The sequence below is a fragment of the Bacteroides caecimuris genome (assembly GCF_001688725.2).
GTDB lineage: Bacteria > Bacteroidota > Bacteroidia > Bacteroidales > Bacteroidaceae > Bacteroides > Bacteroides caecimuris.
Window position 1 is genome coordinate 1594168 of sequence record NZ_CP015401.2, and the last position, 24152, is coordinate 1618319.

16 protein-coding genes are annotated in these 24152 nt (G+C 43.9%); 7 read left to right on the forward strand and 9 right to left on the reverse strand.

Annotation, left to right across the window (positions count from 1 at the left end; all coding sequences use genetic code 11):
- The 3 genes from A4V03_RS06715 to A4V03_RS06725 all read right to left on the reverse strand — a co-directional run bounded on the left by A4V03_RS06715 (position 1) and on the right by A4V03_RS06725 (position 9583).
- Complete coding sequence (locus A4V03_RS06715; protein WP_065538359.1) at positions 1 to 1752, reverse strand: RagB/SusD family nutrient uptake outer membrane protein; 1752 nt, start codon at positions 1750 to 1752, stop codon at positions 1 to 3.
- Between the two features lie 38 nt (positions 1753 to 1790).
- Positions 1791 to 5000, reverse strand: coding sequence for a SusC/RagA family TonB-linked outer membrane protein (locus A4V03_RS06720; protein ID WP_065538360.1), 3210 nt, complete (start codon positions 4998 to 5000; stop codon positions 1791 to 1793).
- Positions 5001 to 5302: 302 nt separating this feature from the next.
- Positions 5303 to 9583 (reverse strand): hybrid sensor histidine kinase/response regulator transcription factor, encoded by a 4281-nt coding sequence (locus A4V03_RS06725; RefSeq protein WP_065538361.1) that lies wholly within the window; start codon positions 9581 to 9583, stop codon positions 5303 to 5305.
- Between the two features lie 155 nt (positions 9584 to 9738).
- Here A4V03_RS06725 and A4V03_RS06730 point away from each other — a divergent pair, with 155 nt between their 5' ends.
- Genes A4V03_RS06730 through A4V03_RS06740 form a run of 3 tightly spaced genes read left to right on the forward strand, consistent with a single transcriptional unit; the run spans position 9739 to position 14255 of the window.
- Entirely contained in the window at positions 9739 to 11280 is a 1542-nt protein-coding gene (locus A4V03_RS06730; protein ID WP_065538362.1) for an arabinan endo-1,5-alpha-L-arabinosidase, read from the forward strand.
- A gap of 27 nt (positions 11281 to 11307) precedes the next feature.
- On the forward strand, positions 11308 to 13290 hold the full coding sequence (locus A4V03_RS06735) for an alpha-L-arabinofuranosidase C-terminal domain-containing protein (protein WP_065538363.1): 1983 nt from the start codon (positions 11308 to 11310) through the stop codon (positions 13288 to 13290).
- Entirely contained in the window at positions 13287 to 14255 is a 969-nt protein-coding gene (locus tag A4V03_RS06740) for a glycoside hydrolase family 43 protein (protein ID WP_065538364.1), read from the forward strand. The genes A4V03_RS06735 and A4V03_RS06740 overlap by 4 nt, the downstream gene beginning before the upstream one ends.
- A gap of 126 nt (positions 14256 to 14381) precedes the next feature.
- On the opposite strand, the gene galK is transcribed toward A4V03_RS06740, so the two are convergent.
- The 3 genes from galK to A4V03_RS06755 are packed head-to-tail and all read right to left on the reverse strand — an operon-like array spanning position 14382 to position 18000.
- Positions 14382 to 15536 carry a galactokinase gene (galK, locus tag A4V03_RS06745; RefSeq protein ID WP_024986655.1) on the reverse strand — a complete coding sequence of 385 codons (1155 nt, stop codon included), beginning with the start codon at positions 15534 to 15536 and terminating at the stop codon, positions 14382 to 14384.
- A gap of 37 nt (positions 15537 to 15573) precedes the next feature.
- Positions 15574 to 16851, reverse strand: a complete 1278-nt coding sequence (locus A4V03_RS06750; RefSeq protein WP_065538365.1) for an MFS transporter — start codon at positions 16849 to 16851, stop codon at positions 15574 to 15576.
- A gap of 51 nt (positions 16852 to 16902) precedes the next feature.
- The gene (locus A4V03_RS06755; RefSeq protein WP_065538366.1) at positions 16903 to 18000 is read right to left on the reverse strand and encodes an aldose epimerase family protein; all 1098 of its coding nucleotides are present in this window, start codon (positions 17998 to 18000) and stop codon (positions 16903 to 16905) included.
- Positions 18001 to 18260: 260 nt separating this feature from the next.
- Here A4V03_RS06755 and A4V03_RS06760 point away from each other — a divergent pair, with 260 nt between their 5' ends.
- Positions 18261 to 19232, forward strand: a complete 972-nt coding sequence (locus A4V03_RS06760; RefSeq protein WP_065538367.1) for a type I phosphomannose isomerase catalytic subunit — start codon at positions 18261 to 18263, stop codon at positions 19230 to 19232.
- Positions 19233 to 19715: 483 nt separating this feature from the next.
- Here A4V03_RS06760 and A4V03_RS06765 read toward each other — a convergent pair whose 3' ends face one another.
- From A4V03_RS06765 to A4V03_RS06775, 3 genes are read right to left on the reverse strand one after another with little or no spacing between them, the layout of a single operon-like run.
- Entirely contained in the window at positions 19716 to 19976 is a 261-nt protein-coding gene (locus A4V03_RS06765; RefSeq protein WP_065538368.1) for a hypothetical protein, read from the reverse strand.
- A gap of 3 nt (positions 19977 to 19979) precedes the next feature.
- On the reverse strand, positions 19980 to 20342 hold the full coding sequence (locus tag A4V03_RS06770) for a hypothetical protein (protein WP_065540322.1): 363 nt from the start codon (positions 20340 to 20342) through the stop codon (positions 19980 to 19982).
- Between the two features lie 32 nt (positions 20343 to 20374).
- A complete protein-coding gene (locus tag A4V03_RS06775) occupies positions 20375 to 20584 on the reverse strand; it encodes a YtxH domain-containing protein (RefSeq protein WP_004297513.1) in 210 nt (69 codons plus the stop codon).
- Positions 20585 to 21016: 432 nt separating this feature from the next.
- On the opposite strand from A4V03_RS06775, the gene A4V03_RS06780 reads away from it, so the two are divergent.
- The 3 genes from A4V03_RS06780 (at position 21017) to A4V03_RS06790 (ending at position 24151) form a co-directional block, all read left to right on the forward strand.
- Complete coding sequence (locus A4V03_RS06780; protein ID WP_065538369.1) at positions 21017 to 21511, forward strand: SPOR domain-containing protein; 495 nt, start codon at positions 21017 to 21019, stop codon at positions 21509 to 21511.
- A gap of 250 nt (positions 21512 to 21761) precedes the next feature.
- Entirely contained in the window at positions 21762 to 22586 is an 825-nt protein-coding gene (gene cysQ, locus A4V03_RS06785; RefSeq protein ID WP_065538370.1) for a 3'(2'),5'-bisphosphate nucleotidase CysQ, read from the forward strand.
- Between the two features lie 11 nt (positions 22587 to 22597).
- The gene (locus A4V03_RS06790) at positions 22598 to 24151 is read left to right on the forward strand and encodes an SLC13 family permease (RefSeq protein WP_065538371.1); all 1554 of its coding nucleotides are present in this window, start codon (positions 22598 to 22600) and stop codon (positions 24149 to 24151) included.
- The last annotated feature ends 1 nt before the right edge of the window (position 24152 follow it).

The window sequence follows — 24152 nt, forward strand, 5'->3', positions numbered from 1 at the left end:
TTACTTGTTTAAATTTACAACCGGACGCACTTTACACCCGCTTTCCCGGAAGTAAGTGGAGTTATCTGTACTATAGTTGGCAGAGTTGCCTTTCAGATTCGGATTGTTGTTCATCAACTGCTGCACGATAGGCAGGAATTCGTGTCCAGATATGTAGGTGTCGAAAGTGCTCTTCAGTTCAGGGTCGTTTGCTATATCGCTGTAGTTCACAGGCTCCTTTACTCCCACTGTAGAGCGGCGTACCGTGCCGTGTTCCTTGAGTTGCTGCAAACGGTCGCTGTCATAGAAGAAGCCCCAACGGATAAGGTCGAAGCCTCGGCCAAATTCGCAGCCGAACTCCTTAGGACGTTCCACATTGGCTATCTGTTCAAAGAGTTTGTCAGCCGTGTCGAAGTCTTTGAGTTTTAAGTCTGCCAGACCGACACGTCCACGCACCTCGTTGATCCAGTCGATAGCTTGCTGTGTGGGACCATTGACCTCGTTCTCGCATTCGGCAGCACGTAGCAGCACATCAGAATAGCGCATCAGGCGGAGGTTGATGCCATCGTGCAATCCTGTAATGATAGTGCTGTACAGACCGGTACGGAGATTTGTGAATTTGGCAATCGGCAGACCACCGTAAGTGTTGTTGGTCACGATATTGTCGGTGGATGTAAGTTTTTGATTATAAGCTACATTGCCAAATTCGAAATCCGCCCAATCGTTTTCGTAGGTTCCAATGGTCCAATAGAGTCTAGGATCGAGTCTGCCATTGGTAGTACGTTCACTTTTGAAGAGCTGATAGAGCCAGGGCGAAGCCGAGATGTCGGCCCAACCGCCATAGTTACCGGGACCAAAGTTGCTCTCAATGGCCGATCCTTGTGTGGCGTTGGGGCTTGTATTTACCGGAGTCCACTCGTCGTCGGTGCCTTGCGATCCATAGTCGAGATACTGCACTTCGAAAAGGCTTTCCGCATTGTTCTCGTATGCCGTACCTTCGCGGAAGTTGTCACCATAGTTGTCCATCAGCCGATAGGTGCCGTATTTCTTGTCAATGATGTCTTTCAGCACCGGAAGTGCATCGCTGTATTTTTGGCGCATCATGAGGGCACGGGCATAATAGCCCGCCGCAGCACCGCAGGTGGCGCGTCCGCCAGCCCATTCACCGCCTTCGTCACGGGAAGGAAGCAATGTCATCGCCTCACGGAAATCTTTTTCCACCTGATCGAGTACGTCGTTGTATGTACTGTTGGTGGTATAAAGTCCGTCCAATGATGAATAGGTGGCATAATCTGTGATGAGAGGTGGATTCTGATAATAACCGACCAAGTTGTAGTATGATAGGCCGCGTAGGAAAAGCACTTGTCCTTTGATGCGTTTCATTTTATCAGAAAGTAGGCTGTTATCCTCACCGCAACGCGAAATGGCGAAGTTGCATACGTTGATGGTATAGTACCATTCCCGCCAAGGCCACCATGTGATGTCTGAGGTGACTTCTGCGTTAAGGTCATCGAAAGGGAGATACCACACTTGTGAAGAGTTCCAGGCTTCATCGCCACGACACACGTCGATGGTGTAGCCTACACGGGCATAGGAGCCCTCCATACGGATGTGGTTGTAGGCAGCAATCACGCTTTCCTCCAAATCATTGGCATTGAAGCCGAAAGTACTTGAGGTTTGCTGGTTGGGATTCAACAAATCCATTCTGTCACTGCAAGAAAACAGCGTGCTAAATCCCAAAATGAGAGCAAGTGAATATTTATTTAGTTTCATAAGAAATGTTTTTAGTGTTTGGTACTAGATAGTAACGATTAGAATGTAAAGTGAACGCCACACATGAAAGTGCGTGCAGTAGGATAAGAACAGAAGTTGTATCCCGGGGTGAACGTTCCTCCCGCATAGTCTACATTATAACCGTGATAGCCGGTGAATGTGTGAAGATTCTGTGCTGATACGTATAAGCGTACATCAGATACATATTTGCCGAACCACTCGTTGGGGAGGTTGTAGCCCAATTCTACATTGGCAATCTTCCAATAGGCTGCGTTCTGAATCTTGCGTGAGCTGAAGAGGTCGTTCCAACCCAAGCTGGCACTGTTGGTGACATAGGTGCGTGGCACGTTGGAAAGGTAAGTGCTGCCGTCTTCGCTAAAGCGGTTGGCATCGAGCATACCTACCTCTTTGTTTCCCCATCCGTAGCAAGAGTTAAGCGAGTTGTAGATGTCGTCGCTGACGTGATAGTTCAGCGCACCGAAGGTAGCAATGCTCAAGTCGAAACGCTTGTATTCAAAACGGGCATTAAGACCGAAATGAATCTTAGGCATACCGCTGCCCAGCACCACTTGGTCGTTGGCGTCTATTTTGCCGTCAGGTTTACCGTCCGGTCCGCTTACGTCCTTATAGAGGCAGTCACCAATCTGGGCACCCTCTTGAGTGGCGTGGTTGTCCAAGTCTTCCTGTGTGCGGGCAATGCCCTCATAAGCCCAGCCGTAGAACTGGCCTATTTCTTGACCCACATTGGTAATGTATGCTCCGGAGATGTAAGAGTCGGTACCAAAGCCTAGTGAAGTTACGCGGTTGCGCAATGTGCTGAGGTTGGCCGAAATTTCATACTTGAAGTCACGATCACGGTTACGGTAGGTAGCCGAGAACTCAAAACCGGAGTTGTTCATCGAGGCGGCATTCATCGTAACGGTGGTATTGGATACACCAGCCTGTTCGGGAACAGGGACAGCATATAGCAGGTCTTCGCTGGTATTCTTGTACCATTCGGCTGTGAATTCCAAGCGATTGTTAAACAAGGCAAGGTCGACACCCACGTTGTAGGTCTTCTTTTTCTCCCATGCCAAGTTACTGTCCACGAAAGTGGAAACGGCAGAACCGGTCACTACGTTACCGTTGAAATTGTAAGTCATGTTGTTGCGCGACATGACAGCCTGATACATATACTCGCCGATATTCTCGTTACCGAGTTCACCATAACTGGCACGCACCTTGAACAGGTTTACAACATTTTGGTCGAAGGGGAAGAATTTTTCTTTGTCGAAACGCCAACCCACAGAGACGGAAGGGAAAGTTCCCCAACGGATATTTCTGGTCAGGCGGGAACTGCCATCCCGGCGCACTGTTGCTGAGAATAAGTATCTGTCATCGTAATTGTAATTGATACGACCGATGTAAGAAAGGATTGAATGCTTGTATTCGTAGCTGTTAGAATACGTATCGGAAGCATTCTGGAGCTGTAGGAAATAAGGCTCGGTGAAGTTGATTCCCCATCCGGTCAGCAGGTCGGTATCTTCTTCTTCGTAAGTCTGGCCTGCCAATACGTTAATGTGATGCTTGCCTATCGTGCCATCGTAAGTAATCACGTTCTCTATTAAAGCATCCGAATAGTCGCGCGACCCTTTGGTGAGTCGTTCGTTGCTCTTGGCCAAGTACACACGGTTGCTTTGCACCCATGCAGGAATCCAAGTAAAGTCCTTGCAATGGGTTTTGCTGTAAGAGAGGTTGACTTTATAGTTGAGCTTATGATTTTTGTTGTCAACGCCAATCATTTTGAGGACATCCACATCAGCAGATCCGGTTCCCACGAAACGATCCACGCGAGTGTTGCGTTTCAGCAGGTTATTTACCAGCAATGGGTTGGAAGCGGAGATGTCACCATGCACGGTATCGTAGTATACGCCGTAGCCGTAAGCGTCATAATTGAAGTTGTTGGCGATTCCCACCAAGTTGTCAAGTACCCATGTAGAAGAATCGTATGCCTTGATGGTGGGTTGCATCAGTAAAGTGCCACGCAGCACATTGGTAACATCACCATACAAGCCTTGAACGTATTCGGAAGCATTCGACAAGCCCATGTTGTCTTGGTCGGAGTGGGAGTAAACAAGGCTGGTCTGGAATTTTATGAACTTAGTCTCCATGATGTTGTTGACACGTGCCGTATAACGTTCGTAGTTAGGGCCGGCACCTTCGAGAGTCCCTTTCTGGTTGAAATAGTCTAATGCTATATTATAGGTGTTATGAGCGCCACCTCCGGAGAGGTTCACATTGTGGTTTTGACGGATACCCGTTTTGAATACTTCGTCAAACCAGTTAGTATTGGTGTCATCTTGGAAATGGTATTTTCCGGTTTCGCTGTCAAACTTGTATCCTGTTGGCAACGGAGTGTTGGAGTTTGCGGCCGCCTGACCGATGTACTGGCTGTATTGGTCAGCATTCATTACATCATAGACATCCTTAGGGATATTATCCACACCGAAGTATCCATTGTAATCCACTTTCAGCGGTTGGTCTTTTTGTCCGCGTTTGGTAGTGATGATAATCACACCATTGGCAGCGCGCGAACCGTAGATGGCAGCAGCCGAAGCATCCTTCAGTACTTGGATGGTTTCAATATCGTTTGAGGAGAAATCGCGAATGGAAGTTCCCATGGGAACACCGTCGATAACATAAAGAGGAGAGGTGTCACCGAAAGACCCGACACCACGTATGCGAACGGTAGGATCGGCACCAGGCTGTCCGTCGGAGGTGATTTGCACACCGGAAACCTTACCTTCGAGCATGGTGGAGATGTTGGAGTTTGATGTCTGTTTCAAGGCTTCCGCATCTACCACGGCAACAGAACCGGTTAAGTCGGACTTCTTTTGTGTACCGTAACCTACGACAACCACTTGTTCAAGCATCTTATTATCGGCTTGCAACTGGATGCCTTCAATAATAGCACGATTGCGAACAGCTACTTCACGTTCCTTGAAGCCCACATAGCTTATCAAAAGGGTAGAGTTTCCGGGAACCTCCAGTTGGAAGTTTCCGTTTAAGTCGGTGATGGTTCCGCCTTGTCCATTTTTAACCCTGACAGTAGCCCCTGGCATGGGTTCACCTTGTTCGTCGATAACTTGACCACGAACCTTGATAGTCGGAGACTGTGCCACGGTAGCCATTGCAGGTGTAGGATACACCGATATGCCACCAAAGGTGCACAGACTAAGCATTACGGAAAAAAATAAATGTTTCCTCATTTTTAAAAGTATTAAGGTTGTAAATTTGATGGATTAGATTGTTGTGCAATAGGGGAAAGGTTGAATTCAGCCGATGCTATGCACGATGCGACAGCCATTTTCTTGTCATTCTTCATAATATTAATATTAGATAAACTTAAAAGATGCATGGTTCTTTCCCAAAGGATTGAGCACCAATTGCATGGCAAAAATATGACATTGATTATAAATGAGGGTGGACAAACGTGTTTTAGAGGTGGATAAAAGCATTTTAAGTGTAAAAGGAGACAGCTTATTATGTGAAATTATTGTTTTAGGTAAAACTATTCTTCCTTATTAAGTAGTGAACTTGGTGTCGTATTGAAGTATTTGGTGAAGCACCTTGTAAAATATTTCGGATCATTGAACCCGACTTCATAAGATATTTCCGCAATATTCATATTCTTTGTTTCCCGATTCTTCAGAATCAGTTCGCGTGCTATATTCAACCGATAATTTCTGATAAACTGTCCGGCAGATTGTCCGATGAGGCTTTGCAGCTTTTTATTCAGCAGACTTTTGCTCACTCCGACCGCTTCGCTAAAATCACTTACCTCAAAATAAGAATTCTTATAATTCTCCTTGATGACCTCCATTACATGATTCAGAAACTTCTTATCTCCGGATTCCTCTTCTATATTTAGTACATCCACATCCATGTTGAGTGTGAATTTTCGCTGATACCGCTTCCTGTTTTCCAAGATATTCTGAATACGTGTCAAGAGCAAAGTCTCATCAAATGGCTTCAGCAGATACTCATCCACTCCCATACGATAACTTTCCAAGCGTGTTTCTTGCGAGGTCTTGGCAGTCAGCATCAAGAAAGGTATGTGTGAAATGGCAAAAGTATCCTTCACACGGCGGGAGAGCTCAATGCCATCCATTACAGGCATCATCAAGTCACTGATGATAAAGTCCACCGGGTTGCTGTAAAGAATATTTATTGCCTCTTCGCCGTTTGATGCCTCTAGCACATTGTACTGTTCACGGAGAATGGAACGGATGTATCCCCGCATATCTACATTGTCTTCTACCACTAGAATCGTTAAAGCTTCTTTCTCTTTGGAGGGCTCAGAAGCCGGGACAGGATTGGATGAAGAACCGTTAGAATCAATGATTATTAACTTATCATTCTTTTCTTCTTCCTGTTGCAAGGGGAGGAGAAGGCGGAAAGAACAGCCCGCAAGACGATTGTTACGCACTTTGATTTCTCCACCGTGCATCTGCACGATTCGTTTGCAGAGATAAAGGCCTATACCTGTTCCCGCCTGTCCGTAAACCGGATACTTCACTTGGTTCTGCGATTGATAGAAACGATTGAAAATCCTGTTCAGGTCTTCTTCCGGAATGCCCGGTCCCGTATCTCCGACACATATATATAAAGATTCTTTTCCACTCTTGCCAGATGGTAGTGAAGATATATACAGTGAGACTGTACCTCCATTCGGTGTAAACTTAATTGCATTACTCAACAGATTAGTCACCACTTTACGCATTGCCTCTTCATCATACAGAATCTCCGGTGTTTCCATCCGATAATATCGTTTCAGCACGACATTCCTTTCCCCTGCAAACACTTCGAAAGGAGTGATTAGCGAATCAATGAATTTCAGAAAATTCCCCCGCGTCTTGACAATTTCCAGTTTGCCGGATTCCACTTTGCGAAAGTCCATCAACTGATTGACCAGAGACAACAGATATTTCGAATTGCGCTCTACGAAATGAAGTTGTTCAATCACCTGTGGATTATAACTCAACTTCAATGCACGTTCAATAGGTCCGATAATCAACGTAATCGGCGTTCGGAACTCATGTGTGATATTCGTAAAGAAAGAAATCTTATCAAGCGTCAGCTCCTGCACTTTGCGCGACATTCGGACCAACTGTGCTTTCTGCTTCGTAATTTTCTCGTTCTGTTGGGTCAGCATCCGGTTCTGCCGTGATAGTTCTTCAGTCTGATTTTCCAACAAATGTTTTTGTTGCTCCAGTTCGTGCGTGCGTTCTTCCACCGTGCGATGCAAATACTCCTTCTGCCGTTTCAGCGTACGAATTCTCCATTGGTAAAATTGCCATATAATCACAAGCACGAGAATGATGATCAATAGAATGAACCATACAGTCTTATAAAAGTAAGGGACAATTGTGATGTTCAACTCTGTTACATTTTCTCCTTCATTTTCCCTGTCAGGGGTATATCTTACCTGCAGTGTATAATTTCCCGGAGGCAAATTTGTATAACTGGCAAAACGGCGATTGCCGGGCACATGCACCCATTTATCATCAAATCCGAGCAGCCGGTAGCTGTAAATGGCCGTATTGCTCGCTTCAAAATTGAGTGCTGAAAATTCTAAAGAGAACGATTTCTCCTTCTCGTGCAGCCGTAACTCATTAGTGATAGCAATATCTTCCGGCAAATATTCGTTTCCCGGAAAAATCTCTTCATTGCCAATTCTCAAGCGTGTGAAACGAACTTTGGCGGCAGGAAGAGAAATGGCGGGATGATTGCTCTCGATGGCCACCAATCCGCCTACGCTGCCGAAATAAAGTAAATCTTGTCCCGAACGTGCCGAACGGCAAGAGGCGTTCCAGTAAAACTGAGTGTCAATCAACCCATCCTGAGAAGTATAATTGATAAAGCGATTCTCTTCCGGATGATAGCAGGAAAGGCCATTATTTGTCCCAATCCAAAGATGACCTTCGCTGTCCTCCAATATACCGCGTACACTACTGTTGGGTAACCCTTGAGAAGTACTGTAAGATACGAATATTTCCTTACCCTGTTTGTCTATTGTCCGTTTGTAAATACCGTATCCGTTACTTCCCAGCCACAGAGTACCATCTTTGGTTTCAAAGAAACAGGTGATTTTTTCAATCAGACGTGAGTCGGGATCATCCAGTTTAAATTTCAGATGCCTGTGCTGAAACTCCCCTGTGGATGTGCGTGAGTGGAGATCGATGATGTACACACCTTCCATGCATCCTATCCAGAGTTTCCCGTGTTTATCAATGATAGAACCGATGCAGCCATGAATGTTCTCTGCCACTTTGTTTGCCAGGGGAGCACAGATTTTTCCGGTAGCTATCTCGTAAAAATAAAGTCCTTGATTGGCTCCTATCCATATACCATTATTTATAGGGTCGTATGTCAGCGAACCGATAAAGTCGATTGGAAATCCTTCGTTTGTCTGAGAAGAAATAACTTTCAGCACTTGTCGGGGAGCTTTCAAGTCAAGCAAATTGATACCTCCGCCCCAGGTTCCTATCCATAGATGGTCGTCTTGATCGGCTGTCAATGCACTGACAGAATTATGGCTCAGTCCCTCGCCTTCACGGGTGAAATGAGTAAATTGCTCGTTGTCATGTTCTTTCCGGTTCAGTCCGCCTTCTACGGTGCCTACCCATAATGTGCCGTAAATATCTTCATATACGGCATTCACCGGATTGTAGGACAAACTTGACGGGTTTTCTTTGTCGTGTTTATAGTTACGTATTGATAACCGTCTTGGACTCAGCATATTGATGCCGCCGGTTTCTGTTCCGAACCAGATATGATCCTCTTCAGATAGTATGTCATTGATAAAGTTACTGTTCAGCAGATTGGAACTTCCATTTTGAAGGCCATAGGATGCGATGCGCTCAAAGTCATCGGTCATTGGGTTATAGATGTTCACACCGCACAAAGTGGCAATAATCAATTGTTTATCATTTGTGATAGCCAGGTCGGTCAGATAGTTTTGTGAAAGCGAACGGGGATTAATCGGATCGTGTTCATACCGTTTGACGATGTTCCCGTTTTTATTATATCGGAACAGCCCCCGGTCAGTAGAAACCCATACCTCGTTTTCCTTCATTAGAAAATCGGATATATAGGTCCCAGGCTCGAATTTCAGGCATTCGGCGATGGGGATGGCTGTCAGTTTTCCTCGTGGGTCCCAATCCACTTTAAGTATTTCACCATTGATTCCCGCCCATATTTTACCGTCCTCGTCAATATCCTGAAGAGCGATATTCGGTCCGTTCAAGGCAACGGAAACGAGGGTGGAAACAGATTTTACTTCTCCTTTTTCGTTAAATTCAATACGATTGAGCTTATTGGCGCAGTGTAACCAGATGCAACCTTTAGAATCTTTCATGACGTGTGTAGCCGGCTGGTTCAAGATGTTTTTCAATACCCCTTTGGCATCTCGCGGCAAGGTCGGTCTCAGGTTGGTGAGGTCAATGATGTCCGTTCCTCCTTCCGACACCATCCAAAGTCTTTGAAATGAATCTTCGCATACATTAATAATAAAGTTGCTTTTCAGCCTGCAATGAGGGGTATTGGGATTGTAATTCACAAACTCATAGCCATCGTAGCGCGAAACTCCGCCTCCGGCAGTTGAAATCCATAGAAATCCACGGCTGTCCTTATATAAGTCATCTATGAAATTGTGGGGCAATCCGTTGTTCATTGTCACGTATGTGATGTTGTAGCGGTCGGCGAACCGTTCTTGTGCATGTACGTTCTTCCGGCCGGCAAAAAACAGAATATTATAGATTATAAGGAGTACGAATAGGTGTTTTTTCATGCGAGTACGTATTAATAAGAGCAAAGTTAAAAGATAATCTCAAATCGCAAAAGCGAAACGGGCTTCTTTTCGGCAGAATACAGGATTGTCCACCAATCGTGTTCGTATGTCCACCTTCAATAGGTGAAACAGGCCGTATTTTTGTAACATAATTGATGAACGAAAACACTGATGTTATGAAAAACTTGTTCTTGCCCGTCTTTTTAATTGCAGGCAGCTTGTTCGCAAGCTGCACTTCTGCTGTGTTTAAACCGATTCCTTCTGCGAATCCTTGGGATGACAATTATTTATCCGTAGCTAAAATGGAAAATTACCGCCAGTGGGGAACATATAATGTGCACGACCCGTCCTGCCGCAAGCTGGGCGACTATTATTATATGTATTCTACTGACGCTATTTTCGGTGAAAACCAGAAGGAAGCCAAAGAAAAAGAAGTTCCCTTGGGATATATCCAGATGCGCCGTTCCAAAGATCTGGTACATTGGGAATTTCTGGGATGGGCTTTTCCCGAGATACCCGAAGAAGCTGTCCGGTGGGTACAGGCTCACGCGGGCGGACATGGAGCTACAAATATCTGGGCTCCCTATATCATCCCCTACAAGGACAAATATCGTCTGTACTATTGCGTATCCGCATTCGGGCGTAAGACTTCCTATATCGGGCTTGCTGAATCCGTTTCTCCCGAAGGGCCGTGGACGCAAGTGGGTTGTACCGTAAAGACAGATGACTCCACTGCTATGAATGCCATCGACCCAAGTGTCATAGTAGACGAGGTCACCGGAAAATGGTGGATGCATTATGGCTCTTTCTTCGGCGGATTATACTGTGTAGAATTGAACCCTGAAACTGGATTGCCTCTGAAAAACGGAGACTTGGGGCATCTTGTAGCACGTCGTGCCAATTACAGGAAAGACAACCTCGAAGCACCGGAAATAATTTACAACCCTGATTTGAAACAATACTATCTGTTCACTTCTTATGACCCGTTGATGACAACCTATAATGTACGTGTCAGCCGTTCGGACGCCGCTGAGGGGCCGTTTGTCGATTATTCGGGAAAGGCGGTGAAAGATACGACCAATAATTTCCCGATATTGACCGCTCCCTATCGTTTTGAGAATCATCAAGGATGGGCTGGTACAGCGCATTGCGGAGTTTTCTCCGATGGTGAAGGAAACTATTTCATGGCTCACCAAGGGCGTCTTTCTCCGCAAAACCAGTTGATGGTATTGCATATTCGCCAGTTGTTCTTTACACCGGACGGATGGCCGGTCGTTTCTCCCGAAAGATATGCAGGGACAGTTCCCCGTAAATTCACCGAAGCGGACTTGGCAGGAGAGTGGGAGATCATCCGTGTGCAGGAACCAAAGTACGAACGCCAGTTGGAAGCCGGACAAATCCTTTGGGGCGAAGGTGAATTGAAAGACGGTGAGTGGAATCTCTCAACCCGTATCAGTTTATTAAAGGATGGAACCTGCAAAGGGGAGATGACGGATGATGAATGGAAAATTGTGCAAATGAATGGAAACTGGTCCTTTTTGACCGAAAAACACCTGTTAATGGTAAAATTTGGCAAAGAGGAAATTAATAATCTGATTATCTTTGCAGGACATGATTGGGAGAATGAAACAGAAACCATTCTCTTTACCGGGCTCGATAGTCAGGGACGTTCTGTCTGGGGAAAAAGAATCAAATAAACCATATATAATTTTTTATTGAAAACCATGAGAAGATACACAGAAATCTTGGCTGCATTAGCCATCTCTGCCGGAATGGCACTTCATGCGCAAACCAATGAAATGGTGATACAAACCAAGAAGTTGGGAGCTGAAATTCAACCTACCATGTACGGACTCTTTTTTGAGGACATCAACTATGCTGCCGACGGGGGGCTTTATGCTGAATTGGTCAAGAACCGTTCATTCGAGTTTCCCCAACACTTGATGGGCTGGAATACTTACGGAAAAGTGTCATTGATGGACGACGGCCCTTTCGAACGCAATCCTCATTATGTACGCCTTTCCGACCCGGGACACGCGCATAAGCATACCGGACTTGATAACGAAGGCTTTTTCGGTATCGGTGTTAAGAAAGGAGAGGAGTATCGTTTTTCCGTTTGGGCACGCCTGCCACAGGGAAGTGCGAAAGAAACATTGCGGATTGAACTCGTAGATACCAAATCAATGGGCGAACGTCAGGCTTTTGCCACACAGAATCTTACCATTGATTCAAAAGAATGGAAAAAATATCAGGTTATCCTGAAACCGGGAGTAACCAATCCTAAATCTACGCTTCGCATTTTTCTTACTTCCAAAGGAACTGTAGATTTGGAACACATTTCTCTTTTCCCGGTAGATACTTGGAAAGGACATGAAAACGGACTCCGTAAAGACCTTGCACAGGCTTTGGCGGATATTCATCCGGGAGTCTTCCGTTTTCCCGGCGGCTGTATTGTAGAAGGTACCGACCTGGAAACCCGCTATGACTGGAAGAAGTCAGTGGGTCCCGTGGAAAACCGTCCTTTGAACGAAAACCGTTGGCAATATACTTTTACCCACCGTTTCTTCCCGGATTATTATCAAAGCTACGGGCTTGGATTCTATGAATACTTTCTTTTGTCGGAAGAAATGGGTGCAGAACCTCTTCCAATTCTGAATTGCGGTTTGTCTTGCCAATATCAGAATGACGACCTGAAAGCTCACGTAGCAGTCTGCGATTTGGACAGCTATATTCAGGACGCACTTGACCTGATTGAATTTGCCAATGGCGATGTTAATACGACTTGGGGAAAAGTGCGTGCAGATATGGGGCATCCTGCTCCTTTCAATCTGAAATTTATCGGTATTGGTAACGAACAATGGGGTAAAGAATATCCCGAACGTCTTGAGCCGTTTATCAAAGCTATCCGTAAGGTATATCCCGATGTGAAGATTGTAGGCAGCTCCGGCCCTAATTCCGAAGGTAAGGAATTCGATTACCTGTGGCCCGAAATGAAACGCCTGAAAGCCGATTTGGTGGACGAACACTTCTATCGTCCCGAAAGCTGGTTCTTAGCCCAAGGTGCACGTTATGACAACTACGACCGTAAAGGTCCGAAAGTCTTTGCCGGTGAATATGCCTGCCACGGAAAAGGAAAGAAATGGAACCATTTCAATGCCGCTTTGCTCGAAGCTGCTTTCATGACTGGATTGGAACGTAATGCTGACATCGTTCACATGGCCACTTATGCTCCGCTTTTCGCTCATGTGGAAGGATGGCAATGGCGTCCTGATATGATTTGGTTCGATAACCTGAACTCTGTGCGTACCACTAGCTATTATGTACAACAACTGTATGCGCAAAACAAAGGAACAAATGTACTTCCCCTTACCATGAACAAGAAAAATGTAACGGGAGCCGAAGGACAGAACGGGCTCTTTGCCAGTGCTGTTTACGATAAGGATAAGAATGAACTGATTGTAAAGGTTGCCAATACTTCCGCCACAATACAGCCAATTTCCTTGAGTTTTGAAGGATTGAAGAAACAAGATGTATTGTCTAATGGTCGTTGTATTAAACTTCGTTCGCTTGATTTGGATAAGGATAATACACTTGAGCAACCTTTTGCCATTACTCCGCAAGAGACTCCGGTATCTATTGAAGGGCATGTGTTTACAGCCGAGTTGGAACCGAATACATTTACTGTTTATAAATTCACGAAGAAATGATAAATAAGAGTAAATTCATAGTTCTCTCATTTGCACTGACAGCCTTTTCCGGACTGTCAGCGCAGAATGATACTACTTTTATTGCCAATGGCAATCCCATCATTCAATATAAATATACGGCGGATCCGGGAGCCATGGTACATGATGGGAAAGTATATATCTACGCCGGACACGATGAATGTCCGCCCCCCAAAGAACATTATTTGATGAATGAATGGTGTGTCTTTTCCTCTCCCGACATGAAAACATGGACGGAACATCCCGTTCCTTTAAAAGCCAAGGATTTCAGTTGGGCAAAAGGTGAGGCGTGGGCAAGCCAGGTGATTGAGCGTGACGGCAAGTTTTATTGGTATGTAACGGTAGAACACAATACGATTCCCGGTAAATCTATCGGTGTAGCCGTTTCTGATTCTCCGACAGGTCCTTTTGCAGATGCCCGCGGTTCGGCATTGATCACCAATGACATGACCACCGAATATACCAAAATTCGGTGGGATGATATTGATCCGACAGTTTTTATTGACGATGACGGTCAGGCGTATCTTTATTGGGGAAACACCCAATGCTACTATGCCAGACTGAAAAAGAACATGATCGAATTGGACGGTCCGATTATCCCGGTTAGTCTTCCTCGTTTTACGGAAGCTCCTTGGATTCATAAACGTGGAGACTGGTATTATCTCTCGTATGCTTCCGGATTTCCAGAAAAGATTTGCTATGCAATGAGCCGTAGCATTACAGGATCTTGGGAATATAAAGGTATCCTGAATGAAATTGCGGGTAACTCCAATACTAACCACCAGGCCATCATCGAATTTAAGGGAGACTGGTATTTCATTTATCACAATGGCGGCATTAATACGGCCGGTGGCAGTTTCCGTCGCTCCGTTTGCATCGACCGTTTGTATTACAATGAAGACGGCACAATGAAGAGAATACAGATGACGACAGAAGGCGTACAGTAAAAGAATAATAAGATTGGAGTTAGTTAAATCAGTAGATAATAGGTTTTAGGTTTTGTTAATTGAGAAGAAGGGCGGCTACCGTGATGGGAAGCCGCCCTTCTTAGTTATTTAATCTTGAATAATTTCTTATTCCAATCTACGAGAACCGTCGCCGATTACTACATCATATACTTTCGGGCTTCTGCCGAATTTAGCTTTGAAAGCAGCTTTTGTCTTTTCAACGAAGTTATCGTACAATTCGTCTTTAACAAGGTTGATAGTACAACCACCGAAGCCACCACCCATTACACGTGAACCGGTTACACCGTATTCTTTAGCGCAGTCATTCAGGAAGTCGAGTTCTTCGCAGCTTACTTCGTACAGCTTGCTCATGCCGTGATGAGTTTCGTACATCTTCTGACCGACAGTTTCGTAATCATCCTTTTCCAATGCCTCGCAAACATCGAGTACACGTTGGATTTCTTCGATTACATATTCTGCACGCATATAGTCTTCAGCGCTGATATCAGCTTTCGCTTCTTCCAGCATAGCCATTGTACAGTCGCGCAGGAATTCTACGTGCGGATGTTTTTTCTGGATAGCGGCAACAGCAGCTTCACAGCTTTGGCGACGCTTGTTGTAAGCGGAAGAAGCCAATTCGTGTTTCACAACAGAATCCATCAGCACCAGGCGATAGCCTTCCGGATGGAAGGGGAAATACTGATACTCCAGTGAACGGCAATCCAAACGGATCAAGCTGCCTGCTTTACCGAACACAGAAGCAAACTGGTCCATGATACCGCAGTTCACGCCGCAGTAGTTGTGTTCTGTTGCCTGGCCCACTTTAGCCAATTCGAATTTATCTATTTTGTTTTCACCGAACAGTTCGTTCAATGCGAAAGCATACGTACTTTCCAAAGCAGCAGAAGAAGACATACCTGCACCCAGAGGTACATCACCTGCAAAAGCAGTATTGAATCCCTTTACGTCAACGCCACGTTTAATCATTTCACGGCATACGCCGAAAATATATCTTGCCCAGCTGGCACGTGGAGCATCCTCTTCGTTCAGGCCAAATTCTACATAGTCTTTCAAGTCGATAGAGTAAGCTCTCACTTTGTCAGTACCGTTCGGTTTGATTTCAGCAATCATGCCTTTGTCCACTGCTCCCGGAAATACGAATCCACCGTTGTAGTCAGTGTGTTCGCCGATCAGGTTGATACGACCCGGAGAAGCATATAAAAATCCGGTAGTTCCGTCAAAGTGTTTAATGAATCGACTTCTTACGTATTCTGTATCCATGATATTAATAGTTTAAAGGTGAATAATTTATATATGATTATTCCACAGGAATATCTTTGTTGACATTTTTGCAACCGATTTTGCTATAATATAAAATATAGACCAACATAGCGATAATCAGCCAGTAGCTTGTGATCGGGTTGGTTGCTTTTGCTATGAAGTCTTGAATCAATGGCATGATACCACCACCGACTACCATCATCATGAATAAGCCGGACGCAGCAGCCGTATACTTGCCCAGTCCTTCTACAGCAAGGTTGAAGATACCGCCCCACATAACAGAAGTGGAAAGTCCGCATACTGCAATAAGGAAACATTTCATTGGAATTTCATTTCCTTTGAATTCTACAGTGACTGTTTCAGGCATCAGGATAGCAATCAGCAACATGATAATGGCAAACAAGGAAACGGCAGTCATTTGTGCAGTAGTTGAAATTTTTCCGCTGATGATACTGCTGGAAGCACGTCCGATAAGCATCAGGAACCAGTAACTGGCAGCCAATGTACCACCTATGGCTGCTGAGCCTTCGAATCCTAGGTTCGTGATATAGAAGTTTAGCTGTGCCGGTATACCGATTTCTACGCCCACATAGAAGAAAATAGCAATAACGCCCAGCAGACAGTGACGGAAAGCCAATGGACTGTGTTCGAACTTCTTGTTTCCTGTGTTAGCTTGCGGTTCGGGGATGGCAACAAATGAAATGATGACGAATGACAGAATGAATATACCGATACCGATAAACAAAAGAGGAGCTACATTGCTCATGCTTGTTTCAGCGGTAACTTGCCCAATCAATACACCTACCAATAGCGGCGTCAATGTTCCGGTCAGTGAGTTCAAGGTACCCCCGATTTGAATCAACTGGTTTCCTTTGTTTCCACCGCCGCCTAAAAGGTTCAACATCGGGTTTACTACGGTGTTCAACATACATACACAGAAACCGCAGATGAATGCCCCAAACAGATAGATAATAAGGTTCAGAGCAACGATTTGACCATCATAAGTGAAAGTTTCGATGTCTGCGCCGAAAATACTGGAAAGATATTGTACAATCAATCCGATAGCACCTACTGCCAAGGCGCTCAAAGCAGTCTTCTTATACCCGTATTTAACGAGCATTTTACCTGCGGGAATACCCATAAACAGGTAAGCCGCAAAGTTCATCATGTTTCCCATCATGGCAGCCCAACTATATTGGAATCCCCAGATATTACCGAATGGAGCGGCCATGTTAGTAACAAATGAAATCATCGCAAAAATAAAGCACATTGTGATAATAGCGATGAGATTACCACTCTTTTTTTCTTGTGTCATGGTTCAAAAAAAATGTTAGTTTATAAAATTAGGTTAGTTGTTTTTCAAATCTTATTCTTCCACAGTAAACTTGTAAACAGTGATCTGTTGGTATTCATCACCCGGCAGCAAAGTAGCCGATGGGAAATGTGGCTTGTTCGGAGTATCCGGGAAACACTGTGCTTCAAAGCAGATAGCGCTTCTTGCAGGGAATGTAGCCCCATGTGCGCCTTCAAATCCATTCAGCCAGTTGCCTGTATAGAGTTGCACGCCGGCTTCGGTGGTATACACTTCCATGATACGGCCGCTTTTCGGGTCTTTGCAAGTAGCAGCCAGGTCGAGTGAGCCGCTCTCTATCTTGTTCAATACATAGCAGTGGTCGTAGCCGGCACCAAAAATCAGTTGCTGGAATTTGTCATTGATACGTTCGCCTACGGTGTGCGGAGTACGGAAATCCATCGGAGTACCCTCTACTTTGGCAATTTCGCCTGTTGGAATAGAAACTTCATCGATAGGCGTATAGAAATCAGCGTTGATAGTAACGATGTGGTCGTTGACGGTAGGAGTAGGAGTGGAGATACCAGCGAGGTTGAAGAAACCGTGGTTAGTCAGATTAACGACTGTGGCTTTGTCGGTTGTTGCGCGGTATTCGATAGTCAGTGCGTTTACTTCGTTTTCCAGGTGGTAGGTCATTTCTACTTCCAGTTTGCCGGGGAATCCTTCTTCGCCATCGGCAGAAACATAGTTGAATTGCACTGTGCTCTCGTCAAGTTGTATAGCGTCCCATACACGAGCGTGGAAACCGGTAGGTCCTCCATGCAAGGAATTAGGACCGTTGTTGATGGTGAGTTCATGTTCTTCGCCGAACAATGTGAATTTTCCTTTGGCGATACGGTTGCCGTAGCGTCCGATAGTAGTGCTTAGGAAAGGTTCCGGGCTGTTGATGACGTGGTCGATGCTGTCGTGTCCGAGGATTACATTGGCATACTTACCGTTTTTGTCCGGTACCATGATAGAAAGAATGGCGCATCCGTAATTGGTTACAGCTACTTCCATTCCCTTTGTGTTTTTGAGGATAAATAAATCGGTTTTCTTATCATTTATATCCTTTTGGAAATCTTTCCGGCTGAGCCCTGATAGATTCCCTTCTGTTGGGAATGTGTTATTCATGTTTGGTATTATTAAAAATTTCCTGCAAATAAAGGGAAATTCTTTCTTTCTCACAAATTATTCCGACTAAATATAACAGGTGCTTTAGGAAAGTTTAGCTTTATTACTTCATCTTCTTTCGGATACAAAAGCAAAAGATGATTTCTTAAATGAATTTTCATCCTCCTTTTCTTTAAAACTAAACTATTTTTTGTATGTTTGCTCCCGGATTGTAACAATCCGAGCGAATTTAATCTAAGTTTATAACAAGAAAAACTAAAATGTATCCATTAAAATTCGAACCTATTCTGAAGCAGACGCTTTGGGGGGGCGACAAAATTATTCCATTCAAGCATTTGAACGCAGACTTGAAAGGAGTAGGAGAAAGCTGGGAGATTTCCGGTGTTGAGGACAATGAATCCGTAGTGGCTAATGGCCCGGATAAAGGTTTAACCTTAGCCGATATGGTAAGAAAGTATCGTGAGGAACTGGTTGGTGAAGCGAATTATGCCCGTTTCGGCAACAAATTTCCGTTGCTCATTAAGTTCATCGATGCCAAACAGGATTTGTCAATCCAGGTACACCCAACAGATGAGTTGGCGAAGAAACGCCATAATTCGATGGGAAAAACCGAGATGTGGTATGTGGTAGATGCCGACCAAGGAGCTAAATTGCGTTCAGGATTCTCTGAACAGATTACCCCGAAAGAATATAAAGAACGCGTGTTGAACAATACGATTACCGACGTATTGCAAGAGTATGAAATCCATCCGGGTGATGTGTTTTTCCTTCCTGCCGGACGTGTGCATAGTATCGGAGCCGGGGCGTTCATTGCCGAGATTCAACAGACTTCTGACATAACGTACCGTATCTACGACTTCAACCGCAAGGACGCGAACGGCAAAACCCGTGAACTTCACACCGATTTAGCTCGTGAAGCCATCAATTACGAAGTATTGGATGACTACCGCACTAAATACGATGCAGTGAAGGATGAACCGGTAGAATTGGTGGCATGTCCTTATTTCACGACTTCTCTGTATGACATGACTGAAGAAATCAGTTGTGATTACTCGGAACTTGACTCGTTTGTGATTTTTATCTGCATGGAAGGTACATGCAAAATGAGAGACAATGAAGGCAATGAACTGACTGTTAGTGCCGGAGAATCTATTTTGTTGCCTGCAACTACGCAAGACATCACAATCACTCCTGAAGGAGGAAATGTGAAATTGTTGGAGACATACGTGTAAAATTTAATATGCATATAGTTAAGGTCATTCGACTTTGTTCCGTTATGGCGGGCAAAGCCGGATGACCTTTTTCTGTAAAGCTATGCTTTAGCAATCGTAAAGCATAGCTTTATGGTCTCTAAAGCGGTGCTTTAGGTTGTATAAAACATAGCTATTATTAATGGGGAGGGTACAGAAGGTACAGAAATTCACCCCTCCCTATCACACACGCACACGTATACGTATACGCGCGCGTTTATTTATGTATGCGAGAAATGCATATAATATATTAAGGATATGTGGAAATAGAATTATGGATAAGAGGCATTGGGAGGATATCCGTTTCTGTCCATATTCTATTTCTCACCTATATTATACGCGTGCGTGTGCGTGTGTGATAGGGAGGGGTGAATTTCTGTACCTTCTGTACCCGTCTTGCGATGAAAAGAAGTAATTGTAAGCTACCTTGGTTGTTTGATAAATCGGTTGGCGTTGAAAAATTAATTATCTCAATTTCCTAAAATACGTCCGCATCTTCCGCATAATCTTGATTCCTATCATTACTCCGTCAAAGATAGCCATCCCGGTATTGAACGAACGCATGATAGCATCCGCCTTATTGGTTGCCGGAGCAATCGGGGCAAATATCTCGCGTGTTGTAGCGGTCATGGCTCTTTTTTGGGCATGAATCTCATCCAAGAGTTTCTTTTTACGTTCGGCAATCTCTTCTAACGTGAATTTCTTTGGTGGTGTCTGCGCATTCATAATTTATTTATTTGAATCAGTTAAAAATAAATTAGCTAGGAAGTTCACCATCGGAGAAATGATGAGCTGCTTGCGGAAAATAATAACCAAGGCGATGAGAGCCATGTTGATACCCGCAATAATGGCGAAACTCGACATCAGTCCGCCCACGAAAGGCTCTAATATATAAGCAAGAGCAAAAAATAAATAAAACAGGGCAACCATGCCCAAGATAATAAGTATTAGTATCATTATTAACGTGGAAAAAAGTATGGTTAACTTCTCCGTCAATTCTAATATGGTATATTCTTTTTGAAGCTTCAGATATTTCTTAAACTCAAAAAATAACTGCTGAAAATTTTCAATACTTTTATCGTCTCCCAACATAGTCACTCTGTTTTTAATCTTTGGTTACTTACTTATTCTGCTATTTCTCCTTTCATCTCCGCAGCAATCTCGTCAACAAGAGTTTCCATTTCGCTACGGTTTAGTTTGATTCCTTTTTTACGAAGAATTTCTGCAATTTTGTGACGAGTGTCTTCTCCTTTTTCAGGAGCAAATAAAATACCAAGGGCTGCGCCTACGGCTGCACCACCCAGAAAAGCTGCTAAAACATTCAATCCTTTCATAATGTATAATGTTTAAAATGATTATAATACAACAAATATAACATTTTTATGGAAAGGTTGTTCATGCAAACAGGAAAAAAGTGCTTTGTTTTATAATTCTTTTTTTCTTTAGGGGTTTAATCTTATTTAACGGAGCTTTGTAGCTTACCATTGAAGGTTAAGACGTACTTTTGTTTTCAAATATTGTAAATCAAAACATAATGGAAGCTAAGATTGTTTTAATAACAGGTGCCGATAGCGGAATGGGTGAAGACAAACTTTGATGCCTACAAATCAGGTAAAGGGTACTATTTCGTATAAGAAAAAGCCGGAATAGACGTTTTTTTGATGGTTTTCTTTGCCGGATGATAAAATTTCTATTATTTTGTTGCCCGAAATTAAAATAGAATAGACGAAAATATTGAATTATTAATTAAAACAGAGTATAGGATTATGAAAAAATTAGTCGTATTAGGAATGGGGGTATGCTTGGTGCTGGCATTTGCATCTTGTAAATCCAGCGAAAGTGCCTATAAGAAAGCTTACGAAAAAGCTAAACAACAAGAATTGGCAGAACCGCAGGTGGAAGCTCCGGTAGAAGTAACTCCGGTAGTTGCAGCTCCTGTGACAACTACTAAAGTGGCAGATACATCCGGCGTTCGTCAGGAAAAGGTTACAGTGGTTTCTGGCAACGAAGGGTTGAAAGATTATAGCATCGTAGCAGGTAGCTTTGGTGTGAAAGCGAATGCTGAAGGCCTGAAAGATTGGTTGGATGGACAAGGATATCAGTCTACGATTGCATTTAATGCTGACAAGGCAATGTATCGCGTTATCGTAAATTCATTTGCTGATAAGGCCGCTGCTGCTGAAGCTCGCGACGCATTCAAGGCTAAATATCCGAACCGTTCGGATTTCCAAGGTGCTTGGTTGCTGTATCGTGTATATTGATTTCTTTTTGGTAATATATATTGGAAAGAACGAACGTTTTTTCCGAATAAGAAGGCGGTAACTGGGAAGTTACTGCTTTTTTATTGGAAATGAGTGATATCTCCGTTTAGATATTTTTATCTTTCTACTAAAAGAAGTTATAAATGATGGGAAGGAAACTTTTATAGCAAAGAAAGTTTTTACTTTTGTCAATTCTTAATTTAGAGAATGTATTGCCTGAATGTGAATAGGGCATTAATTTAGAGATTGAATGGAACAAAAATATGTAATGGCTGCTATCGAGGCGGCTTTAAAAGCAGGTGAAAAGATTCTTTCTGTTTATAATGATCCGGCATCGGATTTTGAAATAGAAAGGAAAGCTGATAACTCTCCGCTAACTATAGCAGACAGAAAAGCGCATGAAGCGATTGTGGCTATTCTGAATGATACTCCTTTTCCAGTTCTTAGTGAAGAAGGGAAGCATTTAGGGTATGAGACTCGACGTGAGTGGGATAATTTATGGATTGTAGATCCTCTGGATGGAACGAAGGAGTTTATCAAGCGTAATGGAGAATTTACGGTAAATATCGCTTTGGTGCAGGACTCTGTGCCTGTGTTCGGTGTTATTTATGTGCCTGTGAAAAATGAACTTTATTTTGGGGTTGAAGGCGTAGGGGCTTATAAATGTTCCGGTATTGCCAGTTGGGAAGGTGACGGCGTGGCATTGGAAGGACTGGTTGCGAAATCGGAACGGTTACCTTTGAAGGAAGTACACGATCATCTGATTGTGGTTGCTTCACGTTCGCACCTGTCGCCTGAAACAGAATCATATATTGCAGATTTAAGAAAGAAACACGGCAGTGTGGAGTTGATTTCGAGTGGAAGTTCTATTAAAATCTGTCTGGTTTCTGAAGGAAAGGCTGATGTATATCCGCGTTTCGCTCCGACAATGGAGTGGGATACGGCTGCAGGGCATGCGATAGCCCGTGCCGCAGGGATGGAAGTATATCAGGCTGGAAAGGAAGAACCTCTACGATATAACAAGGAGGATTTATTGAATCCTTGGTTTGTTGTTGAGCCAAAAAGAGAACATTAAATAATGTTTATATGACATTTGAAATTGTATTTGTACTATTATCCCTATTGGGAATGGTAGCGGCTTTGGTAGCAGACAAGATGCGTCCGGGCATGATACTTTTTTCGGTAGTGGTTTTGTTTCTGTGTGCCGGCATTCTGACTCCTAAGGAGATGTTGGAAGGGTTTAGTAATAAAGGGATGATTACCGTTGCTCTACTGTTTTTGGTGAGTGAGGGGATCCGCCAGTCGGGTACATTGGGGCAAGTGATTAAGAAGTTGCTCCCGCAAGGAAAGACGACGGTATTCAAAGCACAGCTGCGTATCTTGCCTTCAGTGGCTTTTATTTCTGCCTTTCTGAATAATACGCCTGTCGTGGTTATTTTTGCTCCGATTATCAAGCATTGGGCTAAATCGGTGAATCTTCCGGCTACGAAGTTCTTGATTCCTCTTTCTTATGTGACTATTTTGGGAGGTATCTGTACACTGATCGGTACTTCTACCAATCTGGTGGTGCACGGAATGATATTGGAGGCCGGATTTGAGGGCTTTTCTATGTTCGAACTCGGAAAGGTGGGTATTTTTATCGCTATTGCCGGAATCATTTATATATTTCTTTTCTCCAAACGTCTTTTGCCAGATGCACGTCCGGATACGGCTGTGCCGGATGAAGAAGTAGAGGAAGGAGAGAAGTTGCATCGGGTAGAGGCGGTTTTAGGTGCCCGTTTTCCTGGTATCAATAAAAAACTGAAGGATTTTAATTTCCAACGTCATTACGGTGCGGAGGTAAAAGAGATTAAAACACGTAACGGACAACGTTTTGTGTCGAATCTGGAGGATGTGGTACTTCACGAAGGAGATACGCTGGTGGTGATGGCTGATGATACATTTATCCCGACATGGGGTGAATCTTCTGTGTTTGTCTTGTTGACGAACGGAAATGAACCGGATACTACCGGAAAGAAAAAGCGCTGGTTTGCTTTGTTATTGTTGATTCTGATGATTGTCGGCGCAACGGTAGGTGAACTTCCGGTAACAAAGGAGATGTTTCCCGATATCAAGCTGGATATGTTTTTCTTTGTGTCTATCACTACTATTATTATGGCATGGACAAATCTGTTCCCTGCCCGTAAATACACTAAATATATTTCGTGGGACATATTGATAACGATTGCCTGTGCGTTTGCTATCAGTAAGGCAATGGTGAACTCCGGTGTGGCGGATAGCGTTGCGAAGTTTATTATTGGATTGAGTGATGATTATGGTCCGCACGTGCTGCTCGCAATGTTGTTTATCATTACGAATCTGTTTACGGAACTGATAACGAATAATGCTGCGGCTGCCTTGGCTTTCCCGTTGGCATTGTCGCTTGCTTCGCAATTGGGAGTAAGTCCGACGCCATTCTTTGTAGTGATTTGTATGGCTGCATCTGCCAGTTTCTCAACGCCTATCGGTTATCAGACGAATCTGATTGTACAAGGTATCGGTAACTATAAGTTTACGGATTTTGTACGTATCGGTTTGCCGCTTAATATTATAACTTTTTTAATATCTATTATCCTGATCCCGTTGATCTGGAACTTTTAAT